Annotated in this window: 12 protein-coding genes, 1 rRNA gene and 2 riboswitches; of the genes, 2 read left to right on the top strand and 11 right to left on the bottom strand. The window is 36.6% G+C overall.

Features of this window, described 5'->3' with window-relative positions; translation table 11 throughout:
- The 8 genes from ACFYKX_RS25955 to ACFYKX_RS25920 form a co-directional block, all read right to left on the bottom strand.
- A 16S ribosomal RNA gene (locus tag ACFYKX_RS25955) occupies positions 1 to 109 on the bottom strand; the annotation flags it as partial.
- A 403-nt stretch (positions 110 to 512) separates the two neighbouring features.
- Positions 513 to 2,582 carry a glucose-specific PTS transporter subunit IIBC gene (gene ptsG, locus ACFYKX_RS25950; protein WP_389365031.1) on the bottom strand — a complete coding sequence of 690 codons (2,070 nt, stop codon included), beginning with the start codon at positions 2,580 to 2,582 and terminating at the stop codon, positions 513 to 515.
- A 223-nt stretch (positions 2,583 to 2,805) separates the two neighbouring features.
- A complete protein-coding gene (gene glcT / locus ACFYKX_RS25945) occupies positions 2,806 to 3,648 on the bottom strand; it encodes a glucose PTS transporter transcription antiterminator GlcT (protein WP_389365029.1) in 843 nt (280 codons plus the stop codon).
- 160 nt (positions 3,649 to 3,808) lie between these two features.
- Positions 3,809 to 5,137, bottom strand: coding sequence for an NCS2 family permease (locus tag ACFYKX_RS25940; RefSeq protein WP_389365027.1), 1,329 nt, complete (start codon positions 5,135 to 5,137; stop codon positions 3,809 to 3,811).
- Positions 5,138 to 5,245: 108 nt separating this feature from the next.
- Positions 5,246 to 5,347, bottom strand: a riboswitch (purine riboswitch).
- Positions 5,348 to 5,439: 92 nt separating this feature from the next.
- On the bottom strand, positions 5,440 to 6,993 hold the full coding sequence (guaA, locus tag ACFYKX_RS25935; RefSeq protein WP_389365025.1) for a glutamine-hydrolyzing GMP synthase: 1,554 nt from the start codon (positions 6,991 to 6,993) through the stop codon (positions 5,440 to 5,442).
- A 132-nt stretch (positions 6,994 to 7,125) separates the two neighbouring features.
- A riboswitch (purine riboswitch) is annotated at positions 7,126 to 7,227 on the bottom strand.
- A gap of 33 nt (positions 7,228 to 7,260) precedes the next feature.
- A complete protein-coding gene (locus ACFYKX_RS25930; protein ID WP_389365023.1) occupies positions 7,261 to 9,459 on the bottom strand; it encodes a DUF4129 domain-containing transglutaminase family protein in 2,199 nt (732 codons plus the stop codon).
- Positions 9,456 to 10,673 (bottom strand): DUF58 domain-containing protein, encoded by a 1,218-nt coding sequence (locus ACFYKX_RS25925; protein ID WP_389365021.1) that lies wholly within the window; start codon positions 10,671 to 10,673, stop codon positions 9,456 to 9,458. Before ACFYKX_RS25925 ends, ACFYKX_RS25930 begins: the two co-directional genes overlap by 4 nt.
- 1 nt (position 10,674) lies before the next feature.
- A complete protein-coding gene (locus ACFYKX_RS25920; protein ID WP_389365019.1) occupies positions 10,675 to 11,631 on the bottom strand; it encodes an AAA family ATPase in 957 nt (318 codons plus the stop codon).
- Positions 11,632 to 12,014: 383 nt separating this feature from the next.
- On the opposite strand from ACFYKX_RS25920, the gene ACFYKX_RS25915 reads away from it, so the two are divergent.
- Positions 12,015 to 12,281 carry a Parvovirus coat protein VP1-like protein gene (locus ACFYKX_RS25915; RefSeq protein WP_389365018.1) on the top strand — a complete coding sequence of 89 codons (267 nt, stop codon included), beginning with the start codon at positions 12,015 to 12,017 and terminating at the stop codon, positions 12,279 to 12,281.
- Positions 12,282 to 12,459: 178 nt separating this feature from the next.
- On the opposite strand, the gene ACFYKX_RS25910 is transcribed toward ACFYKX_RS25915, so the two are convergent.
- Both ACFYKX_RS25910 and ACFYKX_RS25905 read right to left on the bottom strand, forming a co-directional pair.
- Positions 12,460 to 13,014, bottom strand: coding sequence for a hypothetical protein (locus ACFYKX_RS25910; protein ID WP_389365016.1), 555 nt, complete (start codon positions 13,012 to 13,014; stop codon positions 12,460 to 12,462).
- A gap of 60 nt (positions 13,015 to 13,074) precedes the next feature.
- Positions 13,075 to 14,772, bottom strand: coding sequence for a transglutaminase domain-containing protein (locus ACFYKX_RS25905; protein ID WP_389365014.1), 1,698 nt, complete (start codon positions 14,770 to 14,772; stop codon positions 13,075 to 13,077).
- A 435-nt stretch (positions 14,773 to 15,207) separates the two neighbouring features.
- On the opposite strand from ACFYKX_RS25905, the gene ACFYKX_RS25900 reads away from it, so the two are divergent.
- Positions 15,208 to 16,383 carry a DUF4317 domain-containing protein gene (locus ACFYKX_RS25900; RefSeq protein WP_389365012.1) on the top strand — a complete coding sequence of 392 codons (1,176 nt, stop codon included), beginning with the start codon at positions 15,208 to 15,210 and terminating at the stop codon, positions 16,381 to 16,383.
- 70 nt (positions 16,384 to 16,453) lie between these two features.
- Here ACFYKX_RS25900 and ACFYKX_RS25895 read toward each other — a convergent pair whose 3' ends face one another.
- Positions 16,454 to 17,413, bottom strand: coding sequence for a hypothetical protein (locus tag ACFYKX_RS25895; protein WP_389365010.1), 960 nt, complete (start codon positions 17,411 to 17,413; stop codon positions 16,454 to 16,456).
- Positions 17,414 to 17,430: the final 17 nt, after the last annotated feature.

The raw sequence follows: 17,430 nt of genomic DNA, 5'->3' as shown, positions 1-17,430 counted from the left end.
CCCGTCCGCCGCTAAGATTCAAAAGCAAGCTTTTAAATCTTCGCTCGACTTGCATGTATTAGGCACGCCGCCAGCGTTCGTCCTGAGCCAGGATCAAACTCTCCAATAAAGAGTAAGATTAGCTCTTGTTTAAAACAATTTTAAAACTTACGTTGACGTATGATTTGTTTAGTTTTCAAAGAACAATTTGTTTCGTTGCGTCAAAAGCAACTATATTAGAATAACATTTCTACCCCATCTTCGTCAACACTTTTTTGATCTCTCTTATAATCAATCGCGTGCTCGAAGCAAGAATTAAATAATATCACATACAGCATTGCTCGTCCAATGGAAATGTTTACTAAAAAGATCATTCAAACAATATCAATGCACCCAGCAACAATGTTTCCTAATATTATCATTCAAACTCTCAACAGTCAATCTAAGTATGCGTGGTATATAAACCCAATAATAAAAACGGAACCAACCTATTAATGGTTGGTTCTGTTTCTTCTATATATTACATTGTATTCTTATGACTTAGTAATGGAAATGATATTTTCTTCTTTCAATTCTACATTACCCTGTTTATTTAAGACTACTTTCTCACTTTGATCAAGGTTTGTAAATACGATTGGTGTAATGATGGATGGAGCATTTTGTTTTACAAAATCTAAATCCACCTTCAATAAAGGCTGTCCCTTTTTAACTTGATCATCTTGAGAAACAAGCGCTTCAAACCCTTGTCCTTTTAAATTTACTGTATCAATCCCAACATGAATTAGAATTTCACGTCCTGAATCAGAAAGTATTCCTAACGCGTGTTTGGTCGGGAAGAGATTTACCACTTTTCCATCGACAGGAGATACTATAGTACCGTCTGAAGGTAGGATAGCAAAACCATCTCCCATCATTTTACCTGAGAATACCGCATCCGGAACTTCAGTGATTGGCTTTATCTCTCCTTTTAATGGCGAAACAAAAGCATCATCTTTATCGTTGTTTGTTTGTAAAGCCTCCGGATTCACTTCTTCAATTTGCTGCTCTACACCTAGTTGTGGAGCTTTTTGAATAGCACGAGGTCTTTTTCCAGAGATAATATCCTTCATTTGACCTTTAATGGTTTCCGAACGAGGTCCAAAGATAGCTTGAATATTATTTCCAACTTCAAGAACTCCTGCAGCTCCGAGTTTCTTTAGACGATCCTTATCAACGTTATTAATGTCATTAACGGTTACACGTAAGCGAGTGATACATGCGTCTAAGTTTGAGATATTCTCTTGTCCACCCATCGCTTCAAGAATATTATAAGGAAGATCTCCTGCAGCACCAGTTTGAACATTTCCTTCCTGCTCTTCTTCCACAGGTTCACGACCAGGAGTCTTTAAGTTAAATTTACGGATTGCAAAACGGAATCCAAAGTAATAAATCACTGCAAAAACTAGCCCAACAGGAATGACTAACCATGCATTCGTTTGAGGATTGATTAAACCGAATAGAATATAATCAATTAAACCACCTGAGAAAGTCATACCAATTTTAACATCTAAAATATGCATGGTCATGAAAGAGAGACCAGCGAAAATAGTGTGAATACCGAATAAAATCGGAGCTACGAATAAGAATGAAAATTCAATTGGCTCTGTAATACCCGTTAAGAATGAAGTTAAAGCAGCCGATGCCATTAACCCACCTACAATTACTTTTCTCTCAGGACGTGCTTCATGATAAATTGCTAAAGCCGCTGCAGGTAAACCAAACATCATGAACGGGAATTTACCTGTCATAAATGTACCTGCAGTTAACTCTTGTACATTATCCCGAATTTGCGCCATAAAGATACGTTGGTCCCCACGTACTAATTCTCCAGCTTTATTTACATATTCTCCAAACTCAAACCAGAAAGGCGAATAGAAAATATGGTGTAGACCAAAAGGAATTAATGCACGTTCTACTACCCCAAAGATAAATGCAGAAACGGTTAAGTTCGCATGAACCATGTTATGTGATACTGCGTTTAATCCATTTTGAACTGGAGGCCAAACAATTAACATTAATAATCCTAGTAACACAGCTGTTGCAGCTGTAATAATCGGAACAAAGCGCTTTCCTGCAAAGAAACCTAAATATGATGGTAACTCAATTTCATAAAAGCGATTGTACAAGGCAGCTGCGATAATACCTACGATAATACCGCCGAATACACCAGATTGAAGGGTTGGAATCCCTAGAACACTAGCGTAACTTAAACCATTCACGTCCTCAGGTGTTAAACCAAGAGCAGTGCCCATCGTGACGTTCATAATTAAGTAACCGATAAGTGCAGCAAGACCAGCAACACCGTCTCCCCCTGCTAAACCAACTGCAACCCCTACAGCAAACAACACAGGTAGATTTCCAAATACGATATCTCCCGCATTCTGCATAATGGCTGCGACCATTTCTACTCCACTATTATCTAAGAATGGAGCAAGTTCTAGTAGAGTTGGATTTCTTAATGCTGCACCTAAAGCAAGCAATATACCTGCTGCTGGTAATAAAGCTACCGGTAGCATAAGTGCTCTACCTACTTTTTGGAGAACACCAAAAGCATTCTTAAACATGTAATTACCTCCTACTTTTTAGTTGTTAACTCATTAAGTCTCTTCCCTTACGAGCTTTTAAAAAACAAATAAAAAAGGCATGAGCGAATTAAAAATAACCGAAAAAGAGTTACTCAGGGATAGCATACCCCTTAAACTCTGTTTCAATTATCTTTTTTCACTCATGCCTAATCGAATTAGTAACACGTAATTAAAGATAAGATCTATTCATTTTAAAAGTTCACTATTTAACTTTCTTTTGAAGCCGTTGAAGGTGCATGGTCAAATAGACCGCTTCTGCATCAAATACTTGTTTTTTCAAAACTTGTTGCATCACCTTAATGAGTTTCCATGACAGATTGTAACACAGTGGGTACTCTTCTTTCAAGAGAGCAGTTATTTTTTCTGGTTCCTCAACCTTCTCTCCATTATTAACACGTTCAATGGTAAAACGAATATGACGAACAAGCCTCATATAATCAATACTGTCTTTATCAATTTGAACCTTAAGCTGTTCTTCAATCATATTAATTAGTTTTGTAACCAATTGGGAGTGTTGGTTTACTTCATTTAAGTTACGATTATTAACCGCACTGTGTATATGAAGGGCAATAAATCCAATCTCACCATCCGGTAAGTGAACATCTGTTTTTTCATTAATATGATTTACAACCTCTGTCGCAACATCATATTCAAATGGGTAGAGTGCTTTTGTCTCAATTAAGAAAGGATTCTTCATTTCTAACCCATTTGTAAGTCTATTTATTGCAAATAATAAGTGATCCGTTAAGGCTACGTGGATGTGTTCATTAAGAGGCGCACGGGTTCTCTCCTTTATTAATTGAATAGAGGAGATCACCACATCTAATAAATCATTATCTATAAAAGGAAGTAATTTAATATAGTTTTCCTGCTCTTTTTCGTTCTTAAGAACAAATAATTTTTCTACTAGCGAAGAGTCAATTAAATCCCCAGTTCTTCTCCCGAAGCCAATTCCTTTTCCGATTAACACAACTTCCCCAAAGGAAGAATGCTTCCCTATTAATACATTATTATTTAATACTTTAATCACCGTTACTTGTTCCATCGTCATTTCCTCTGTACGACATATTTCGACCTAGAATAGACTAATGTTATAAAAATATATAGTAAAAAGTCAATATCAATGGATGCTTCTCAATATTTTCCTCTTTAGTTCGATAAAAAAGAGACCACAGTATTAACGTGGTCTCTCAAAATTTATAATTTTAGTGTAAGAATACAAAGTAAAGGACGAAAATTACGAATAAGAAATACATAACCGGATGAATCTCTTTTGCACGACCCTTAACAATCATTGTAATTGGGTAGAAGATAAACCCAATCGCAATACCAGTAGCAATGCTATACGTTAATGGCATAGAGATAATGGTTAAGAATGCAGGTACTGCCACTTCGAATTTAGTCCAATCAATGTTACCTAAAGCTGAAACCATTAATACCCCAACAATAATTAGAGCTGGCGCCGTTACCGGAGCTGTAATTACTTCTAATAATGGGAAGAAGAAAATGGATAGCAAGAAGAATCCTGCTGTTACAACTGCTGCAAAGCCTGATCTAGCTCCTGCTGCTACCCCAGATGATGATTCAATATAAGATGTAGTTGTTGATGTACCAAGGATAGCACCCGTTACAGTAGCACATGAATCTGCAAATAAAGCTTTACCAGCTCTAGGAAGAACCTTCCCTTTCATAAGTCCTGCTTGGTTAGCAACTGCCACTAAAGTTCCAGCAGTATCAAAGAAATCAACGAATAAGAAAGTAAGAATTACAACAAGCATTTCTGTAGTATAGAAAGAGCTATCACCGAATGCACCGAACGCCGCTCCAAATGTTGGCTCTAAGCTTGGAACTGCACCAACGATACCGCTTGGTGGACTAATTAATCCAAAAATCATCCCTACTACTGCTGTGATAACCATACCGATGAATATACCAGCATTAAAACCACGAGTCATTAAGATTACCGTTACGATAATACCGAAAATTGCTAATAAAACAGGGCCTTGAGTAAAATCACCTAAACCTACTAAAACCGCATCATTATTTACAATGATTCCAGCGTTTTGAAAACCGATAAATGTAATAAAAAGACCAATACCCGCTCCAACAGCATATTTAAGTTCAGCTGGGATAGAGTTAATAATTTTTTCACGTAAGCCTGATAATGTTAAAAGAATAAATATAAGTCCAGAAACTAAAACTCCACCTAATGCGTTTTGCCATGAAATACCCATAGTCAAAACAACTGTGTAAGCAAAAAATGCATTTAAACCCATACCTGGAGCAAGAGCGATTGGATATTTGGCTATTAACCCCATCAGCAAGGAACCTACTGCTGCTGCAATGGCCGTTGCTACGAAAACTGCTCCATAATCCATTCTCATTGCGTCAGGAAGATCCGGAACCGTTGTTAAAGAAAGTGTAATTGGATTAACAACTAAGATATATGCCATAGCCAAGAAAGTTGTTAAACCACCAATGAACTCACGACGGTAATTCGTTCCAAGCTCTTCAAACTGGAAAAACTTCTTCATTCTGATTTCCTCCTATAATTAGAAAATAAATGCAAAAAACGTTCCGTTTTTCTACCGGAACGTTGACATGAAGTTTGTAGTTTAAAGAGGTGGAATAGAATACACCTAATAAACATTCACATACTTCGTAGTCAAGCTATTTACGGTAGCTCGGTAGAAACTTTCGGGCCATATTCCCGATATTATACGACGTAAATCGACAAATATTCTGTTCCTCTTCATTTTAGCAAGCAGCTCCGTAATCGTCAATAGAAAAAACGAACATTTTTAAAATGTCCGTTTCAAATGTTCGTATTTAACTATTATTCCCACTCAATCGTTGCTGGTGGCTTACTTGTAATATCGTAAACTACACGGTTAACATGATCTACTTCATTTACAATTCGAGTCGAGATTTTTTCAAGTACTTCCCAAGGGATTCTAGCCCAGTCAGAGGTCATCCCATCAATAGAAGTTACTGCTCTAATTCCGATTGTGTAATCATACGTACGTGCATCTCCCATTACCCCAACACTACGAATATCAGGCAACACCGTGAAATATTGCCAGATATCACGGTCTAGTCCTGCAATTTTGATTTCTTCACGTAAAATAGCATCAGATTCTCTTACAATTTCAAGTTTGTCTTCTGATATTTCACCAAGTACACGGATTCCAAGACCAGGACCTGGGAATGGTTGTCTCCAGACAATTTCATCTGGAATTCCTAACTCAGAACCTAGAGCTCGCACTTCATCCTTAAATAGAGTATTTAACGGCTCAATTAGCTTGAACTGCATATCTTCTGGTAATCCACCAACATTATGATGTGATTTAATCGTTTGAGCAGTAGCCGTTCCACTTTCAATTATATCTGTATAAAGAGTACCTTGAGCTAGGAATTCAATTCCTTCTAACTTTGTTGCTTCATCATCAAAAACGTAGATAAATTCGTTACCAATAATCTTACGTTTTCTCTCAGGATCACTTACACCTTTGAGCTTATCTAAGAAACGATCTTTTGCATCCACTTTAATTACATTCATGTTAAAACCTTCAGAGAACGTCTTCATGACGCTATCAGCTTCTCCTTTTCTAAGAAGCCCGTGGTCAACGAAAATACAAGTTAACTGATCCCCGATAGCTTTATGAATTAATACCGCAACGACAGAAGAGTCAACTCCTCCACTCAGTGCACAAAGAACTTTTTTGTCTCCAACTAACTGACGAATCTTTTCCATTTCGATTTCAATGAAATTTTCCATCGACCATTCGCCTTTACATTCACATACATTGAATACAAAGTTCTTTAGCAATTCATTTCCATGTACGGAATGACGAACTTCAGGGTGGAATTGTACGGCATATAACCCGCGAGATTCATCACTCATAGCGGCAATTGGGCAAGAAAGGTTCGTTGCATCAATGTTAAAACCTTGAGGAGCTTCAACTACTAAATCCCCATGACTCATCCAAACAACTTGTTCTTTAGGAAGGCTACCGAACAGCCTAGTTTCATTTTGAACATGAAGTGTTGCTTTACCATATTCTCTATGCTTAGCTCTTTCTACTTTCCCATTGAAGTGAGTAGTCATTAATTGCATTCCATAACAAATTCCTAAAATAGGTACACCTAAGTCAAATAATGCTTCATCACAACGGAAAGAGTTTTCATCGTAAACACTATTTGGCCCACCAGATAAGATAATTCCTTTTGGATTCATCTTTTTAATCTCTTCAGCTGTTATCGTATGTGGGTGTAATTCACTGTACACACCAAACTCACGAATTCTTCTCGTAATTAATTGGTTATACTGGCTACCGAAATCTAGTACGACGATAATTTCTTGGTTTTGTAATTCTACTTTGACCGCCATTAGTTCACCTCATAAAAGAATGTAATGTATATCATATAACTTCTGTTAACAGTGCTAAAAATATAAAAAAACTAGAATTCACTGGTCCAACAAATAAGTTGAAGGCAGAATTCTAGTCTTTTAAGCTTGACCGATAGAATGATCTGCCTTCATAGTCAAATCGTTTAAGGTGATTTGGTAGAGACTCTCGAACCATATTATCGAGGATATATGAAGGACGTATTTTTCTATATTCGTGAACATTGTATCAACATGTTCAAAATTTGGTCAAGCTATTGTCTTTTTAATTAAATTTTCCCACAATTCCTTTGATTCTTTCCAACTTCCTTCCTCTAGATGACCATTATACAAATATCGTTCATAACGGGACGTCAATCTACCCATCTCTCTAGAAGAAAAGAAATGATCGATATAACGGGCATATTCGCGTAGAGTTTGATTGTTTTTCCTCTTTAACCCATAGCGATCAAGTTGTTTTAATAGAACCAAATAGGCTTTAACGAAATCCTCATCCTTTTTCAATAGTTTAAATCTTAATAGGATTAATCGAGGTAACCATTTTAATCTCAATTTATAAAGTATAAAACCTGCTAGTCCTATAAGAGCTAGATAAATCAAAATCTTACCCCAATGTTTTACAAAGAACTCCTTCATACTATTAAATAGCTTTTCAAATGAGAATGATGAACTAGACGTTTGGTCTGTTTCTTCCGCATTTTCAGGCTTTTCTTGTTCAGGTTGTTCCTCTTGCTCTGGTGTTTCAGTATTCGTTGAAGTAGTTGTTTCGTCAAAGTTAAACTGTACGTTATTAGAGAAGCCTTGTGTTGGCTCAAAAGGTACCCATCCTACCCCCTCAAAATAGACTTCTACCCATGAGTGAGCATTATTATTTGTGATATTAAAGAATCTTTTTCCTGATGGAGCAACACCTGAGTACTCCCCTTCTGTATACCCTTTAACCCATCTAGCTGGAACACCGACTGATCTTAACAACACTACCATGGAAGAAGAGAAATTGTCACAGTAACCACGTTTAGTTTCAAACAGGAATTGGTCAACATAATCATCGTTCATCCCTGGAACGGCAACATTCTGCTGATCGTATGCATACTCATTTCTTCCGAAGTATCTTTCCACTGCTCTTGCCTTATCAAATAATGTTTCTTCACCTTCAGTGATTTCTAGCGCAAGGTCCTTAACACGTTGTGGAAGATTTTCTGGTAACTGAGTATACTGTTGCAATAATGCCGTATCAATTGGGTTCTGATCCCCTGCTTTCATTGCTGTTACACTGAATCTTGGGGAATCAAAGGTTAAATGATACTCCTCTAGAGGACTTACTGATGTCCTATCTAGGGAATAAATTTTTTCAATAGCTGAATCGACTTCAAATGTGTAATTTGCATCTGCCTGAACCTTCTTTAAACCTAATGGATAAATTAGATGCGGATACTGACTAAAGGCAAAGACGCTACTAATACGTTCCTCAGTTTCTATCGCTTCACCTGTAAGATTCGAAAAAGGAACAGGTTGATCCTGTGTAAAAGGCACTCGTTCTTCACCAATTTGAGATTCAACCCAGCCTTTCCCTGTATAAACATCCTTTGTTTCTATTCTCCAGTAATGTCTAGAGTCGACTTCAGCACGGAATACAATTTCATTATCCCCGATAAAAGGACCCCCAAGCCGTGAATCATCCGTCCCATAACCTACTTTACTAACAGAAGAACCTCCAGTTCCACTATCCTTTGAATAGGATTTAATGTAAGGGACTGGATCAGGCCAAATCGGATCAGCTTTTGGAGCTGCATACCCAACGATAACACTTAATCCAATCATCGTAGCCAGTGGGATCATCCATCTCTTTGAAAAAGAAAACTCTTTTTTGATCTTTTCTTTATCGATAATTCGATAGAATGTTAGCATCCCCATAATCGCGAATCCACAGATAACAGTCCGCACAATTGCATGATCTGCCTCATACGGGGTAAACGTATCTAATACGGTTACGTAAACCAGTGTCATGAAAAAGAAAATAAAGATTTGTCTACGATTAATCAACCAATATTGAATTAGATACGTCATAAGCCATAACAGAACAAAGAACAAAAAGCTTCGGAATAAATCACTTAGATTTGTCCAATCTGCATCAAAGACAGATGCTATATTTCTTTGGAAGACACTGATAAGCTCACCAATCCAACCGAATCCAAAGAAAGAACCTTGCAAATATAAGTTTTGTAAGGCATATAAAATATAAAGAACTTTAATAAAGGTACCTAAGAAAATATTGACTTTAAAATAAGATAGTGCAAACGATACGATGAGAAAAATAACGAACACACCTATATTGGCGGTATCCGTTAGTTGTTCAACTGGTCTTAACCATTCAGATAAAAGAAGAAAACCTAATACATACAAAAACAAGGAGGATACATCAAATTTCTTTTCTTGTTGAGAGGTCACCCTCTATTCACCTCCGAAAACGCATCTGAAAAATGTCCGTCATGAACAAATACAACTCGAACACCCCTTGCATTTGCAGAAGCCCTCAGAGATATTTCGTTCTGTGTAGGAGATTCCTTTTCATTTTTAATCGTAAAAATGGTAACTGATCCTTTTCTCGATGCGAAAAAACTAGCCTTTTCAATAAGTGCTTTTGTTAATTGTGATGTAATAAGCATTAAGGATGTATTTTGTTGAGCCAAGAAATTTTCCGCTTGAATGACCTTATCAAGTGTGACTGTACTTTGATCTTTAACTTTCGCTAAATGATAAAAAATCTGTTGCTGATGAGCTTCTCCACTTCTAATTTGAAAAGATGCTCGTTCAGCACTTGATGAAAGTAGACCAACCTGTGCCCCTTTTCTTAAAATGGCTCTCGTTATAGAAGCAGTAAAAGAAACAACCGCTTCAAAACGTTTTTCCGGTGCACAGTCCATAATAATGAGAACATCATGAGATTGTCGTTGTTCAAATTCCTTCGTCATAATATCATTTCTCTTGGCGGTTGCTTTCCAGTTAATCCAAGAGAAACGATCTCCAGGCTGATATTCTCTTAGCCCAATTGCCATCGTCGTGTCCCTTTGAACACGCTCTTTTGATGCCGTCATCCCTTGGTCATAATGATTCTCTAGAGGGCGATAAATTAATTCCTCATAAGCTGGATACACAATAATCTTATCATTGGAAGGAATGGTTCTTTGTTTTTCAACCAGCCCAAGTGGGTCTCCGATCTTTACTGTAACCCCATTAAAAACATGTTCTCCCCTAGGAAGCTCCTCTAACTCATAATCAAACAGTACTTCCTTCTGAAAATGTGGAAATAAAAGTGACTTAGACCTCTTTTTTTGCTTACAAAATGAAAGAGGCTCACTTAATTGATCATCCATTAACATATAAAACAGTGGAAATGATGAAAAACGTCTAAGCTTCACAGCTACTAGTAGTTTTTCACCCGCATTATAATCTGTCTTTAAGAATACTCTCTCTACACTCTGAATCTTAAACGGATAAATGGATAAAGCTATTCCATAGATAGCAAAAGGCAAGAAACTATAGAATAGGAACCAACTAACGAATCCCCCTTGAAACATCGCATAGGAAAAAGTGATGACAGTTAAAAACAGCAAACTAAATAATTTCCAAAGGTTTTTTACTACTGTTAAAACCTTTTTCATGTTACTTCACTAATCTCTGAACAGGGACAGGTACTCTCGCGATCACTCTATTTACGATGTCCTCTGCCGAGATCCCTTCGAATTTCGCTTCTGATTTTAAAATGATTCTATGTGCAAATACATTTGGTGCCAAATATTGAATATCGTCTGGCAATACATAATCTCGGCCGTACATAAAGGCATATGCTTGAGCTGCTTTCATTAAAGCAATCGAACCACGAGGGCTAGCCCCTAAATACACACTACCATGTGTTCTTGTTCTATTTGCTATATCAACAATATATCTCTTAATGGTATCGTCCACGTTTACTTCTTTAATTTGCTGCTGTAGCTCTCTTAGTTCTATCAAATCAATTACTGCCTCAAGCTCTTCAATTGGGGCTCTTTTTTGTGCTCGATTCAAAACTTCCATTTCTTCTTGAACGTCTGGATAACCCATCTTCATTTTTAATAAGAAGCGATCAAGCTGTGCTTCTGGTAGTGGATAAGTCCCTTCATATTCAATTGGATTCTGAGTAGCCATAACAAAGAAAGGCTTTTCAAGTCTGTGCGTTACACCATCAATCGTCACACTACTCTCTTCCATTCCTTCTAATAATGCCGATTGAGTCTTAGGGGATGTACGGTTAATCTCATCCGCTAAGATGATATTACCCATAATCGGTCCCGGTCTGAATTGGAATTCCATCTCTTTCGGATTATAGATAGAAACACCTGTTACATCCGACGGTAATAAGTCCGGGGTAAACTGAATACGTCTGAAATTAGCGCTAACAGATTTAGCTAAAGCACGAACCATCATCGTTTTTCCGACACCTGGAACATCCTCTAATAAAACATGTCCCTCGGCAAGCAATGCAACCAAACTTAGCTCCGCTACATTTCTTTTACCGATCATAACTTTCTCTATATTTTTAAGGATTCTTTCGACTGTTATGTTCATTGAATCACGTGACATAATTTCCCTCCTGATCTTTTCAGTTGATGGAATATTTCCTAAGACTTTTTATAAAACAAGACAATTCAATTATATATTCGATACTTCCTGTAAAATTCCTGTAATATTTAGGAAAGTTTGTAACATGTGCATACTATTTTTAGACGTTATTCTATCTTAAAAGGTTTCGCATTTATTTAATTGGATATAATTCACCAATTTGTCCTTCTATTTCCCCAAACCTAGTCAGACAAAAATTGCTCAAATATTTGTAAGGCAAAAACACAAACATATTGACCGCTTCATGAATATAAAGACATTAAAAGGAATGCAAGTCCACATAGATTCTGTTTTCAACAAATGTTAAATATTTGCCTATTATTAATTTTGAAAGGAGAAAGAGTATGAGAAGAAGAAGAGGTGGCTTCTGTGTACCTAGGTATAGGTGGTGTGGTCCTGGGTGCAGCGGTCCAGGAGCACCTACTAATGATGTAGATGCATGTTGTATGGCACATGACATGTGCTATAGAAGATTTGGACCATCAGGCTATTGTGACCAAAGATTTATGAATTGCCTTAAGCAAAGAATGCATCGGAATTCCCGGTATCGTCAGGATGCTAGCTTGTTTTATAATGTTATGAAACTTAAACAAGGATTTAGGTCGTATTAATAACAGCTTTTTGCTAGGCCGAAACCCATCATAACGATTTGTATAACGTGTCATTGGCAACAAAAAAGAGGCTACCAAAAGTTCCAAAGAACGATGGAAATACCCCTTTATTAAGCCGTTAAGGTAAATGGCACCTATAGACATTCTTCCCTTACGAATACCCTTTTGCAAAATGATCCTACTCTTTAAATTTTGTAAATTTCGGGATAGATCCTTGCGCAAATACAAGAAACCATAGAGAGAAAAGAAAGAATATGGTGGAGAAGTAAACATCAGAGTTTTCTCCAAGTTTTTCAATCACGTTCTTTGTCGTTGGATAGTAACCTCCTCCACCTAGAAGGAGTAGTATTGCTGCATATATCCAGTAGATTGCCCTATACTTCGTGTATCTCTTCTTTCCACTGAATAATATTTCTGCTATCAGTTCTCTATACTTAAAAGCACCTAAACCTACGATTAAAAAAATCAGGCTGGTCATTAAAGGAGATATCTTTATAATAGCTGGATATAGGGAATAAAGGGACATAATGATCAATCCTATATAAGCCGACAGTCCTCTTACTCTTCTAGACTGAATTGATTTTTTTGTAATATCCAAATAAATGTTAAAACAGAAATACGGTAGGATTGTTATTAAGACAAATATCACACTATATAAGCTTTCACTTCCAATAAATACTAGCATAGAAAAAATTAAAGGTAATAATGTAAAGATGGTCACTTTTTTAGACATGTTTTACCTTCCTTTTGATCAGAGTATTTGTATCAATTAATACAATAAAAAGGTTCTCTATCAGTAAGTAACCCCCTTACGATTATGTGTCTTTTCAAATTCAGATACGTCTGGATCAAAGTACTTTGTATTATACTCAGCCACAAATTGGCCATCCTTTATATACCCTGCTCCCCAAGTGGGATCCATTGTTAGCCACTCTCCATCAACCTTTATTTCTACCCATGCATGGTTAGATGGAAAGAAACCTCCAGTTGCTGTCCCTTCTATCATTCTAGCTTCCATATTACTCGCGCGTAATAAGGCAACGGCTAAGTATGCATAATCCTGACATACGCCTGTTTTAGAGTCTAGTGTTTTTAAGGCACTATCATCCCAACTAAACGTGTTATTTTCTAATTTATCTACATCGTATGAAATGTTGCTAGCCACATATTTATAGACAGCTAGTGCTTTTTCACGTTCATCACTAATGCCTGTAGTTAGCTGGTTAGCTAAATCGATGATTTCTGGCGCATCTGATTCAACACCTCTAGAAGGTAGTAGGTCACGTTGATCCTCACCAGTTGATTCAACTTCAAACTTTGCAAATCCAAAGAATCTAAAGTAGCTAGTGCTGAATCGAGTTGTTTCAGGAACACTTAGAGTAACCTCATACGTTCCAGGTCCAAATCTTAAATAAAAGGATCCATCAAAGACGAAATCTTCTACCGGAATAACATCCAGTGCTTCGTCCTCTCCCTTTTTTGTTGTGACATAAATATGGGTCGTTTCTGGCCCAAATTCGACACTAGGATCAATCTTTCCTTTTACCTCAAACATTCCATTTGACTCTACACCACCATATTGAGGGGATTCTAACGTTACCCCACGCTCTTCGTATGTTCTCGAGTATTCAATTGGCTTCATCACCCTATCAGACTCGTTTTCTATTAGAATCTTAGTTGCTGTTTGATAGTAATTGTCACGTTCTTTGTCAGGTACTAATATTTCTAATTCATGAACTCCCTTACCAAAAAATAACGGCACATCATAAGAGAATTTACCACCTTCTATAGGAAGGACGTGTTTCCAAGTATCTGCATCCTTGTTCAGTTTTAGCATAATCGTATCTTGATCCGTTAAGTTTCCAGCATCCCCATTTAAAGAAAACACTTCATTTTCTACGAGATAACCTTGATCCAGATTTATTGTGAGTCCCGCTTCTTGACCAAATGGGGAATAAGTTACATCCATCTTCTTTTCCGGATTTACATTATGTACCGTGAAAGAAGCTGTATCATAATAGTAGTTTTCTGAGTCCTTACTTGGAACCTGTACATCTACTTGATACACACCTTCACCATTAAAAAAGCGAATTTCTTGTTTGAATTTCCCCCTTTTGAGCATCGTATAGTATTCTTGTTGATTACCTGCAGGACCTTCTTCAGTTGAGTGGACTTTAATCCAGACATAATTTGATTTTAATTCTTCATATTTTTCAATGTTACCCTCTACAACAACTTTTCCATTTACCGCAAACTCTTTATAAATTGGTTCTTTTAACGTTGCTCCTACTTCCTCACTATAAGAAGTTAGCTCAATCGGTTGAAGTTCCAGTTCTTTGTTTTTTTCTTTGACTAGCTTCTCAAACTTATCTTCCTCTTGTTTCTTCACTTTCGTTTCAGCACTGCTTGGGCCTGAGCTACATGCAGATAAAAAGAGCAAAGTACTTAATAGACTAATCCAGACTATTAATAAAGGATTCTTTCTATTCATAACGTCCCCCTTAAATTCGAAAAAATAATATATCCAATTTATGTATTTATTTACGATTTATCACTCAGTTGGTTTCTAGGTCTTCTTTCCTCATTTAGGCTAGTGGGTACGTTAGTAAATTAGTATTACTTTTTCAGCCCTTTTCCACTAAGGCAAAAAAAGAAGACTAGCTAATGAACAACAGCTAATCTCCTATCTAATCTTTGTGAACTTTTCTTAGACTAACAGAAACGTTTATAAAGAAATGTAAGTTAATATTTTATTTTTCAAAGGATATCACTCCTACTATATTTAAAACTCAGTTTCCCTAATAATGACAGAAAGAAAATAACTTTAGAATCCCTCTAACCATTTATGTTAAAATTAATGCCTTAAAGGATTGATTTTTTCTCGTAATGTTCTAATCATCACGGCAATTTGGGAGTGGAATAAATTATGAATAAAAAAGACATAGCACAAATCCGAAAACAATTCAAAATGAATAATGACTTACTTAAAATCCACGATATTTTCAATGTTTATATTATGAAGGGATCTAGTGATATCTATCATCATCAAAGCCAACCATTCGAGATGTTAGACCAAGATCAACAAGAATTATTTTTGAGTAACTTTAAAAAATTACTTGCCGGCCAAGTCGATGAAAAGCTCTTTGAATTAAAATTTCAACGAAATGCTGAAAATAACAGTCAGCTTATATTGCATCAAGGTTTACTAAGCAGTGATGTAGAAGACTGGAAAGAGCAAATGCTAAAAATGGTAGGAAAAATGATTGCAGACAGACAATATGAAATGGATATTGTCGTCACATTTATTCGTGCAGAGTATTTAAAACCTACAAAACGTCGAAATGAAGAGGCTGAAGAAAGCGAACGAGATACGGTCTACTCCCACCCTTTTATTCTATGTAGCATCAATAATACACAAGAACCGAAAAAAGAGTTGCTTTTTGACTACGTAGAGAAAGAGTTCAAGTATCATTTTGTTGTTGATCCTATCATAAACCTTAATGCTCCAATTGCCGGTTTTCTCTTTCCTTGCTTTACTGACAACTCAGCAGATGTTAATCACATTCTCTATTCAGCAGGAAAGGTACATGAACCTGATTACCAATTCATAGAAGACGTTTTAAACGGCGAAGAAATAATGACGGCAAAGGACGATAAGATTGTATTTGAAGAAATTATTAAAGACGTCACAGGAGACCAGCTAAATACATCAACTCTGTCTAGTGTGTATGAAGAGATTAACCGTATGATTGTTGAAAATGAAGAAGAAGAACTACCAAAGTTAGATACTCAAGATGTAGAACGAGTTTTAAAGATAAGTGGCCTTGAAGATGTGAATACTGAAAAAGTAGAAATGGCTTTCAAAAAAGTAATTGATGATGAAAAATATGAAATAAAAGCGAGTAGTGTTTTGCCGAAGTTTTCTTCAAAATCTATTAAAATTCAAACGAAAATCGTAAATATATCTATCAGTCCTCAGGATCTAAGATATGTTAAACAAGTAAATCTTAGTGGAAAACGTTACCTCATGATTGAAGTGGAAGAAGATACTGTAATTGAGGGCTTCACCATGATTCCGGAGGCTTTTGGAGAATCAAATTAAAAAAGAGAGGCGATATCGTTCCGTGATGAACATATCGTCTCTCTTTAGTATAAAGTTAATGAACAAGCCCTTAACTACTGCAGCCGCCCCCACAACTAGAGCAGCTAGACCCTCCTGAATCTCCGCCACCACCTGAATCACCAGCATCACTGCCACAAGCAAAACCAGTACAAGATGATCCCCCACTGAATGGAGCCCCTTTTTCGTATTCTTCTGGAACAACTTCACTCATATGCTCATGAAATTCATCTTCATCATAAATGGAATAAAAGACAGCTGCCATTGCTGCATATGAATAAAGGTTAGTGCTACTTGTTGAGGTATGCGGAGCAAACTTCTTTGAGCCTGTGTTTTGCTGCTCAGCCTCATGAATCTCATTTTTCATCTTCCTAATTAAATACCTTTTTACTTCTATCCATTCATCATTTTTTCTAAAATATTTTGATAGTAGCTCATCTTCAGATAATAAACGAAAATCGTCTAGAATTTCTCTCTTAATCGGGTTCTGTAAAAAACGCCCCCAGATGGCTCTACTGTTCGTCGTCACTTCGAATAAACTAATATAAACCCAATCAAAAAAAGCTCGTTCCCCTGGAATTGGTGTACGATCCATATTAGGTGTATGGTGCAACTTATCGTTGTAAAAACTCTTAGAAAACTGCTCATAATCCCTAGTAAACATGAGCATCTCATGCCAAATTTCATCTACATGATGGCTAAACATCGGAACCGATTTTAATAAACTATTCATATAGAAATAACGCTTTAATTCAAACATTCCCCAGTCAAACTCGTGTTCTTTCCATTTCGTATGACTCTGTAGGACACGGTTTTTCACATTATCTATATAAAAGTCTGACAAGGATTGGTCGAGTTTTTTCACAATCTCTATTCCTTCTTCTACCTGTACACCTAATTTTTCAGGGATTGGGTCATTCGTTAATGATTTTTTCTTCCCAGCTGAAAACAATGTACTTCCTAGTAGAACAAAGATTCCAATGAAAATTAAACCAATAATAAGTTCCACCATAGCCCCTCCCTTTTTAT

The organism is Cytobacillus spartinae, from assembly GCF_042865285.1.
In the GTDB taxonomy this organism is placed as follows: domain Bacteria; phylum Bacillota; class Bacilli; order Bacillales; family Cytobacillaceae; genus Robertmurraya_A; species Robertmurraya_A spartinae.
This window is presented reverse-complemented; position numbering and strand designations above follow the sequence as displayed.